Genomic DNA, 10,188 nt, shown 5'->3' with positions numbered 1-10,188 from the left:
ACAAAAATATGAGTGAAAATAACAGCATTGATATCTTAATTGCTTACCTAAAAAACCACTTACCAGACATTTATGATAACTGGACACAGACACGTATCACGCAATTGACTCACGAAAAAGAAAGTGATTTAAACAACATTGCGTCAGATACTTTGACCAGCACCTTTATTATCTCTGTATCTGATGGTCATAAAAAAGCCAAAACCGTTTCTTTTGTCGTTAAGAGTTTGTCGAATACAAATGAAACAAACAGCGTATATAGCCTAGCTGATTTTGAGGTGCTATTACCATTAGTTGCTGAAAAATTAGAAAAACTATCACAAAAGTTTGATGCTCCCATTATTTGGCTAAGATTTGAGTGGCTTAATCAAGCATCACTTACCACTTGGTCAAGTTTTCAGCAAAGCTTAAAAGGATTTAAGAGAAACTATTACCGCTCGGGTATTGCATTTGAAGGAGTGAGAGAGCCTTGGTTGTTGCTTACCGAAATGGAGCTAAATGCTAACGCTTGTTTGTATATGGGCAATACAGTATCTCACGCAGGGGTAAATGTTAAAAATCTGAATGTATATGTAAAGGCGCGTCACGGTAGCAGCCAAATCCCTACCTTTCATGATGACCTAGCTGTCATTAGCTTTAACACAGCAGGTGTATTTATTGATGCAACCACAGGAGCGTGCCATAACCTCGATACTCAGCCACGTTTTAAAGGTCATCGTAAATTATTGCCCTTATCGGCAAATAGCACACAACCTATTATTGAGCAGGCCACGAACTATCTTGCCAAACAAGTCACGCCTTCGGGTCAATATGTGTATGGGTATTTTCCTTGTTTTGATCGCACCATCGACACTTATAACAGCCTGCGCCATGCCAGTAGCACTTATGCCCTTATAGAAGGTTATGAAGCTTGCTATGGTTTTGATGCTACTCATTGTGACAATGCTATCGCAAGCAATGAAGCCGTATCAACAAAAGCAACATCAGCAGAAAAACTTAGCTTGGCTGATATGAAAAGCAATATTGATAACGCCATGCATTACCTGATCCATGAGCTTATCCGACATGATGATGACAAAGCCTATGTGATAGATACAGGTGACGAGGTTAAGCTGGGTGCTAACGCCGTTGCGATACTGGCACTAGTTAAATACTTACAAGTGTTTGAAGACACGCCGCTCGCTGATGAGTACCATAATTTGGCCGCTAAGTTGGCGACTGGAATCGAAGCCATGCAACAAGAGGATGGTAGCTTTGTTCATGTATTACATGGCCATGATCTATCACTGAAAGCCAAAAACCGTATCATCTATTATGATGGCGAGGCAGCATTTGCCTTAATGCGTTTATACGGCTTAACCAAAGATGTGCGTTGGCTAAACTGCGTGACGCGCGCTTTTGATTATTTTATTGACGCCAAGCATCATCAAGCACACGACCATTGGTTATCTTACTGTTCAAACGAGCTAATTATTTATAAACCTGAAAAAAAGTATTTTCAGTTTGCAGTCGATAATATTAGAGGCTATACCGACTTTATCAAAAACCGTATCACCACGTTTCCAACTTTGCTTGAGCTGTCGATGGCGTTTCATAAAATGCTGTTAACGTTAGATGTGTATCCAGAGTTTCATGACGTATTAGATGGCTTTGATGTTCAAGCGTTTTATCAGGCGCTACATGCACGTGCCAATCATTTAATGAATGGTTTTTTCTTTCCAGAGATGGCGATGTTTTTTAAAGCACCGCAAACCATTTTGCACGGTTTCTTTATTCGTCATCACTCATTTAGAGTACGAATTGATGATGTAGAGCATTATTTATCAGGGCTGGTGGCTTATCGAGATTTTCTAGAAAATGCAAATTATCCAAAAATTGCTACTAAACGAAGTCAGCAACATCAAAAAAACAACCAGCTAACCAGTACCGATAATTCAGGTAAACCGCAAACAGATAGCACTAACAGGCAGGGTGTAGCGGACTCTGTCTTAACGGCTGATAATCTTATAAGAGCCACTAAAGGTAAATGGTTCGTGCCGCCATCAGATAACTGGCTTGCTACGGGTCTTTGTATTTGGCCGCCCAGTTTCAAATCAGGTCAGCTGATAGTAGCTAGAAGCAAGAGTATGTCAGTAGGCTACTTGTCTAAAGCTGCTGTTGAGTTGTTGATAAAAAAAGGGGCTGCTGCGATTGTCACCGATGATGTATCGGCATATCAAGATTTGGGTGTCCCTGTATTACACGTCCGCAATATACGTCAAGCGACTATCGATATCGGACGTTATACTCGACAAGCCTTTAATGGTCAAGTTATTGGTGTCACGGGTAGCGCTGGCAAAACTACAGCTGTAAATATGCTGGCACATACATTAGATGGTTTTGGTGGTGCTGGTTATACGCAATCTAGCGCAAATCTACCAGTAGGGATTGCATGGAATTTGGCGTGTATGCCGCAGGCTATGAATTACTGGGTATTAGAGATGGCAATTGGCTCTATGTCTGGCAATACCAACTTGGTGCGTCCAGATATAGCATTGATCACCAATATTGCTGCTGCTCATCTTGAGTATCACCATAACGTTGAAACGATTGCCCTCAAAAAATCACGTATCTTTGAAGGTATGGCACCAGGTTCTGTAGCGGTTATTTGCCGAGATATTAAGCAGTACGACATTATTGAGCAGCTGGCGCATACTTGGGGTATACACGTTATCAGCTATGGCGAACACAGTGAGGCTATGATAAAGCTGCTAAGCTATGCTCACAAAAATGCGAACGCACAGATAGTGATTGATGGACAGATTTACACGCTTACTTTACAAGCACGTGGCAAGCATATGGTACTCAACGCCATGGCCATATTGGCAGTAGTAAATCATTATAACCTATCGATTGACGAAGCTATTGTCAGGCTAGAGAGGTTTGAAGCAGTTGCTGGGCGAGGGCAGGTTCTAAAAACGATCTATAAAAATACGCCAATCACACTTTATGACGAAGCTTATAATGCCAACCCACTATCCATGCAAGCAGCGCTTGAAAACTTTGAGCAACTAGAAATACCTACTCAGAACAAGCTGATAATTTTGGGCGATATGTTAGAGCTTGGTAATGATAGCGGTAAATATCATTTACAGCTGATACCGTTGATCGAAAAAATGGCCTTTAGAACTTTAATTTTAGTCGGCAAGCAGAGCAAAGCTGTGGCTGATGCGCTTAAACAGTCAAATATCGAAGTTTATCATTTTCAAGACACGCAATCTTTGACCACTCAGCTTGTGCAGTTTATCAAAAATCATGACCATGTTTTTATCAAAGCATCTAATGGTATCGGACTCAATAAGCTATTTCTAGAGTGTCAAAAACCTGTTGCCTACAATAGAATTACTGAAGCAGTTGGAGTAGAAGACTCTATCATGAAAGAGTTTGATACTAACGCTGCTATATTGGTTGAGAGTTTTGAGCTTGAGGACAACAAGATAAGCAATTCTCTCCTAATAATGTCGGTCCAATCAAACACACCAAAAATGATGGCATCATTGGCCAAGTTGATGACAGTGATGTTGATATGGGATAAAGTAAAGCAAGACAGTATTGACCCTTTGCTGACCCTAATTGAGATGCCTGTCGATTTACTAAGAGGTAGCAGCGAGTATTATAAATTTTATAAAAAGGGAGAAAAAATACCGTTATCAGTGCTTATTGAGTCTGCGCTAATTGCAAGCTCTAACGAGGCAGCATTTGCTTTGGCATGTTGGCATTCTGGTAATGAAGCGCACTTTGTCACACAAATGGTTCATAAGTCTCATTCAATGGGTTTAACTAACAGTCACTGGAGTAGTTGTTCAGGTCTCAACAGAAATGCCTATACCACAGCCCAAGACATGAGTAAGCTTTCTAAGGTATTTATCAGTCAATATGCTGAAATAGCAGCTTATTGCTCTTTGAGTGCTTTTAAATTTAATGGAAAAAAGGTCTTTAATACCAATAAATTGATGCGCGTACACTCAAATATTTTAGGATTAAAAACAGGTACGTTGGTAGGTATTGGTTCCAATCTAATCAATTACTGGCGCAATGATAACACGCATTATATCAGTGTCATTTTAGGCGCTGAGAGCAGAAAAATATGTTATGACCTATCAACAAAAATTATGACATGTGATAGCACAAAAAACTGAAAAATAACATATTTAGCGGAAGGTACGGATATTAAAGCAAGTAAAATGCTGCCTCAAAACCAGAAAGAGTTGTCAGAAACTATGGCATTAACCTATGCGGCTAGTGCCATGTGGAATCGACTATTTCAACTGATTGATGGCAACAAATACTTTGATATACCTGCTTCCATCAAAAATACTAAATATCTAAATGGGCAGCCAGTTATTCAAGATAATACAGTTTATGGTAGCGCCTTTATTAAAACACTGTTTGAAGCACTCGAAACCCAAAGCAAGCAAGCTTCTCACGATCACAGCAGAAATAGATGTGATTCAACCCCTAAATGACTATTTGTATGAGCGAGAATATAGCAAAGCCCTGCTTTATCTGAGTATAAGAAAAGAGCTGTGCTAGACTGGAAGCAATAGACGCAAGTTAAATTTTTGCGATAAAGGTAAATGGAAAATAAGGTAAAGAAACTATTTTATAATCTGGGACATGTTTCTTTTATTTTTAATGGACTATAAAGCCAGTTTTATTTTAATTAATAGATCAAAAATTATTATCTTGTTGCCTTATGGTGTGGGGTTTAGTAAGGTTTAGTTTTTAAAAAATAAACAATTAGTCAAACATAAACTTATCAGGCTAATCACTGAAAATTAATATGAAAAATTTGTTAAATAAAAAGCAGAGAATTTGTAGCCTATCAGTGTGCCATCATCTAACAGTCTTCACGGCTTGTTTGTTTGTGACACTGACAGCCCAAGCTACGGTAGAGAATTTGCAAATCAATAGTTTGGTTGCACAAGCGATTCAGACACATCCTTTGGTGGGATCAGCTCGAGCCAGTCAACAAGCAACCACAGAAGGTATCAATGCCGCTAAGTTAAATCTCTTGCCGACGCCAAGCGTGAGCTCAGGTTACGACAGAGACAATGACTTTGTCTCACAAGTGACCCTTCGCCAGCCTCTCTGGACGGGTGGCAAGCTCACTGCTGATGTCAATCAAGCCATATTCGATGATAAGGCAGCCGTAGAGTATATCTATGAGCAACAAAACCTAGTGGCAAAAACGACGATTGATGCTTGGCAGAGTTATATTCAAGCCGTCGCAAAACAAAGCGTCCATGTTGAAAACCTGAAAGAACTTAGTGACTTTGAGGCCATGATGCAGCGCCGCGTTGGGCAAGGTGTATCCGCTAGGATTGAGCTGGATCTAGTGACAAATCGTATCTTACAAGAGCAGACGGCTTATCAATCTGCGGTCGAACAGCAACGTATCGCCGCTGCTAGGCTTGAGCAAATCATCGGTCAATCATTGTCTCAGGTGAGTGCAATGAGTATACCGAACATCAAAGTATTGGTAAATCAAGCCAAACAGCAATCGGTCGATTTTGAAAAAATGGCCTTTAATCGAGTGGGTTTTTATAATCCCACGGTCGTCAAAGAGCACTTTCAGATCGAATCTGCCAAGCAAGGCGTTGAAGCACAGCAAGCGGCTCGATATCCAACCGTTTATGCTCAATACGAACATGCTTACTATCACGAAAATAATGAAAATGATGGTAAGTTTTCATTAGGGTTAAGTTATGCCCCAGGCGCTGGTTTCTCCAACTTTGCGCTTGCACGAGCCTCACAGGCACAGGTCAACAGTCTGGTACAAAACCAAGAAGCGGCGCGCCGTAATGTCATAGAAAATATTCAAGTTCAGTATCAGCAGTTTGTGAGTGCCAAGGATAGAGAAACCTCACTGGTCGCTGCTGTCGCAGGCGCACAGATTGTGGTCAGCTCTTACCGTAGGCAGTTCATTGCAGGGCGCAAGTCATGGCTCGAAGTGCTCAATGCAGTCCGTGAACACAACGACTATCAAGTACAGCTGGTACAAACTCGAGCGGAGATGCTGGGTGCGTTCTATAGGCTGCAAGTGGACTTTGGTATTATGCAGTGGCAACAGTTCTCTAATAATCGCAAGCCAGTCACTTTATTTAGCCCGACAGATTCTGTAAAACAGTGGCTCAATAAGCAAGATAAAAGCAGCGTGAGTCGCGAGTTTGGTTATGGAAAAAACACAATAGAAGAAGAGTATATCGAGATTAAACTACCCGCGACTGCAGAGCAGAGTCTAAATAATGGAGAGTATCTCATGTTAAATGATGACTATAGTATTACGCCGATAACGAGCCAAGAGAATATCCCCTAAACAAGACGGTCATATAAAAGAGCATACCGCTACTTCTCAAAAATACTGACTAGTACTGGTCTGATATAAGAATAATAGGGGTTTCCCTGTTTGCTCCTACAGTATCTTGGATACGCAACCATCTCCAACATTCAATAAGTGATTAATATGAGTGCACAATTACAAAAGACAACGTCTCAGTCTGTTGGTCACCATGAGTTGCAATACTCGGAGCAGATTGATCTGACCGAAACGTTGACCGATGCGATTAAGCATTTACTCGGGCAGCAAGGCTATCCGGTAGATAATATACGGCTCCACGATGTCGTCAGGCGGCATAGTGAGCAATCGGACAGACAAGGTCAAAGTATTCATGAGCTAGGCGGTGTCATTGCAGTATTAGAAGGCATCGGCATAACGGACATACCTGAAATATTAGAGCAGCCCGATGCCGCTTTTTTGCCTTTATTGGCTTATCGAACAGATTTGGGTTGGGGCGTAATTGATAGTCAAACCCCGCAAAAGAGCTGGAACTTTAGACAAGCGAATAGCCATGTACAGACACGTGCCGAAGAGCTGTCATTGGTGTTGCGTATCCGCCTAAAAGAAGACCATATCAAGCAGCGTAAAGCCTCATTCTCTGACCTGCTAAAATCTGATTTGGGCAATTATAAAGGCATTTTGGTGGAAGCCGTTATTGCGACTTTTCTAATCAATATGCTGGCATTAGCCGTATCGTTATTTTCTATGCAAGTTTATGACCGCGTCATACCGACACGTAGTGAGTACACGCTCATTATTTTGGCGAGTGGTGTATTTTTGGTGATTTTATTCGAAGCATTTATGAAGTTTTCCCGATCAAGAATCATGGATAAAGTGGTCGTCGGTCTCGATCAGTATTTGTCTCGGGAAGTGTTTCAACGTTTATTAAAAGTCCGTATTGATCAGATGCCAGGTTCAGTGGGTTCTATGGCAGCGCAACTACGTGGTTATGAGCAAGTGCGTAGCTTTTTTACCGCAAGTACACTCTTTGGCTTGGTCGATTTGCCCATGACCATTATTTTCATCAGTTTGGTGGCTTTTATTGGGTCGCCTTTAGTGGCTGCCGTACCCGTGATCGCGGCAGTAATCGCAATTACGATGGGATTAGTTGCTCGTAAACGCATCGATGCTATTGCAGCAGAAGGCGCGACAGCTTCTTATTATAAAACAGGTCTGCTAGTAGAAGCTGTGGAAGGCGTCGAGACCATAAAAGCAGGGGCAGGCAGTTGGAAATTTCTCTCGCGTTGGCTTGATGTAATGGACATTACCATCAAAAACGACTTGGATATGAAGCATGCCAATGACAATTTGACGTATTTTACGCAAATGCTACAGCAAACAAGCTATGTTGGTATTGTGATAGTCGGGGCATTTGTCGTGATGCAGGGCGACATGACGATGGGTGGACTGATTGCCTGCTCGATACTGGGTGGTAGGGTGCTGGCACCGGTTATGGCTATACCAAACTTGCTGGTGCAATATGCTCATGCTAAGGCCGCCAAACTGAATATTGAAAGTTTATTTGCACTGGAGCAGGACAATCAAGGCGTTGCTTATCCATTGTCGCCCACGCATATCAAAGGCGCTTATCAATGTGATGGCTTGATATTTAATTACAAAGACAATGATCGACCAGCCATCAATATCTCACAGCTGGTGATTAAGCCAGGAGAACGAATAGCGATACTTGGGCCTATCGGTTCAGGAAAATCCACCTTGCTTAAGGTGCTGGCAGGACTGTACGCACCCACGGAAGGGCGGGTGTTATTAGACGGTCTTGATATACATCAAATCAGTCGTGAGACATTGAGTGAGCGCTTGGGCTATCTGCAACAAGACCATCGATTGTTTCAGGGGACATTACGAGAAAACTTATTAATTGGTATGGCAGCGCCCAATGATGATGTCTTGCAAGATACTCTAAATAGAACAGGGCTCATAAACTTGGTATCGAGCCATTCAAGCGGTCTTGACCTGCCGATTAGTGAAGGCGGTAAAGGACTGTCAGGTGGACAAAAACAACTGGTGGCGTTCACTCGTTTACTATTGACCAAACCCGATGTGTTTTTGTTAGACGAGCCTACTGCGTCTATGGATAATCGGCAAGAACAGCGCTGTTTACAAGTACTGCGTCAGGAGCTGACAGAGGGGCAGACATTTATTGTTTCTACTCATAAGACAGCATTGCTGGACTTGGTTGACCGTTTGATCATTATGGACAATCAACGCATTATCATTGATGGTCCAAAACAGGCGGTACTCGATGAGCTTCGCAAAAACGATCAAGCAAAAAACAAGACCACTGTACAGCAAAAAGATAAGATTATTAACAAAACCAGTCAACCATCAAAAGAAGGTGCTGATGAGACCAAGCCCGTAACGTCTAGGGTCAAAAATATCAGCATAAAAGCTAGCAGTGCTAAAAACTCACCAGACGATCAAGGGAAGTAGGTATGTCAGAGTATAAATATACACCCACCAATCCCAAAGTTAATCGTTCAAGACTCAGTATTTGGATTGCTTTGATTGGTATTATTACTTTGATCGTCTGGGCATCATTTGCCAAAATCGATCAAGTAACTCGTGCCAAAGCAACGGTGATTGCAAGTGCTCGAACACAGGAAATTCAAGCATCAGAAGGGGGTGTATTAACCCAATTAGCTGTCAGAGAAGGTGAGGAAGTAAAGGCGGGACAGTTGCTTGTCGTGTTAGAAGAAGAGCGAGCCAAAGCCGCGGTAGATAACTCTGCTTCCAAGACAGCGGCATTAAAAGCCAAGTTAGCCCGATTGAATGCCGAAATTTTTGAAAAACCCTTGATATTTCCTGAAGAAATACAGGGTTATCCTGAATATGTACAGAACCAAAGAGCGCTGTATAATCGCCGTCGTCAAGCCATCAATGAAGAGGTCTCTTCTCTTGAAAAAATGCTAGTTTTGGCGCGTCAAGAGCTAAGCATGAATGAGCCACTATTAAAGTACGGAGATGTCAGTCAAGCTGATGTCATCAAGCTCAGTCGTCAAGTGGCGGACATTGAAGCGCAAATCAATAACAAACGCAACAAGTACTTTGAGGAAGCACAAGCTGAGATGACAAAAGCTCAAGAGGATTTGGATACCGAGCTTGAGCAGCTAAGAGATCGCGTGCAAGTATTAGGTGAAAAGCGTTTGTTGTCACCTACAGAAGGTAAAATTAACAATATAAATGTGACGACTATTGGCGGTGTTGTTAAGCCGGGTGAGGTCATTATGCAGATTCTACCGACCAGTAGTGATCTCATTATAGATGCGAAAGTCAGCCCTGCAGATATTGCTTATATAAAGGAAGGACAAGACGCGACCGTCAAGCTTGATGCCTATGATTATTCAATATTTGGGTCGATGACTGGCACCGTCAATTACATCAGCCCAGATACTTTGATGGAGCAAACACCCAAAGGCGAAGAGCCTTACTATCGCGTGTTAATCGTTATCACTGGTGCTGAATTTAAGGGTCGGGAAGACAAGATAGTCATCAAACCAGGCATGACGGCTTCTGTTGACATAAAAGCGATGGAGCGCACAGTATTGTCTTACCTCACCAAGCCTATTACCAAAACGCTGTCAGAAGGGTTGGGGGAACGTTAAGCTAAGAGATGCTTCATACTTACTGATAAATGTTGCGCGTATCAAAACGAACCGCACTGGTATCGTCAGAGATTCAACACGTTGAGAGAGTACGACAGTAAAAGCGCGCAACTACCTGCCTTAAATTGCTAATGCATAACTTACTAACATAATCATTCTTCCTAAACCAAAAGATCGTCTTAACGT

Annotated in this window: 5 protein-coding genes; all 5 read left to right on the top strand. The window is 42.0% G+C overall.

The annotated features are described in order from the left end of the window. Window positions 1–4,178: Mur ligase family protein (locus JMY08_RS05210; protein ID WP_227679598.1), on the top strand; the 4,178-nt coding region annotated here is incomplete at its 5' end. Between the two features lie 45 nt (window positions 4,179–4,223). Then, window positions 4,224–4,505 (top strand): hypothetical protein, encoded by a 282-nt coding sequence (locus JMY08_RS05205; protein WP_201591814.1) that lies wholly within the window; start codon window positions 4,224–4,226, stop codon window positions 4,503–4,505. A gap of 401 nt (window positions 4,506–4,906) precedes the next feature. Beyond that, the gene (locus tag JMY08_RS05200; protein ID WP_201591811.1) at window positions 4,907–6,358 is read left to right on the top strand and encodes a TolC family protein; all 1,452 of its coding nucleotides are present in this window, start codon (window positions 4,907–4,909) and stop codon (window positions 6,356–6,358) included. A 147-nt stretch (window positions 6,359–6,505) separates the two neighbouring features. Further along, window positions 6,506–8,830: a type I secretion system permease/ATPase gene (locus tag JMY08_RS05195; protein ID WP_201591808.1), complete on the top strand. Its 2,325-nt coding sequence runs from the start codon at window positions 6,506–6,508 to the stop codon at window positions 8,828–8,830. A 2-nt stretch (window positions 8,831–8,832) separates the two neighbouring features. Next, the gene (locus tag JMY08_RS05190) at window positions 8,833–10,002 is read left to right on the top strand and encodes an HlyD family efflux transporter periplasmic adaptor subunit (RefSeq protein ID WP_201591805.1); all 1,170 of its coding nucleotides are present in this window, start codon (window positions 8,833–8,835) and stop codon (window positions 10,000–10,002) included. Window positions 10,003–10,188: the final 186 nt, after the last annotated feature.

It is taken from the genome of Psychrobacter sp. Pi2-51, from assembly GCF_904846665.1.
GTDB classification, from domain to species: Bacteria; Pseudomonadota; Gammaproteobacteria; order Pseudomonadales; family Moraxellaceae; genus Psychrobacter; species Psychrobacter glaciei.
The sequence above is the reverse complement of the archived record's forward strand: the minus strand, read 5'-3'. Positions and strand labels throughout refer to the sequence as shown.

Excerpts from the sequence above, each read along its gene's own strand:
- JMY08_RS05205 (WP_201591814.1), top strand. The coding sequence starts at position 4,224 with ATGCTGCCTCAAAACCAGAAAGAGTTGTCAGAAACTATGGCATTAACC.
- JMY08_RS05195 (WP_201591808.1), top strand. The coding sequence starts at position 6,506 with ATGAGTGCACAATTACAAAAGACAACGTCTCAGTCTGTTGGTCACCAT.
- JMY08_RS05190 (WP_201591805.1), top strand. The coding sequence starts at position 8,833 with ATGTCAGAGTATAAATATACACCCACCAATCCCAAAGTTAATCGTTCA.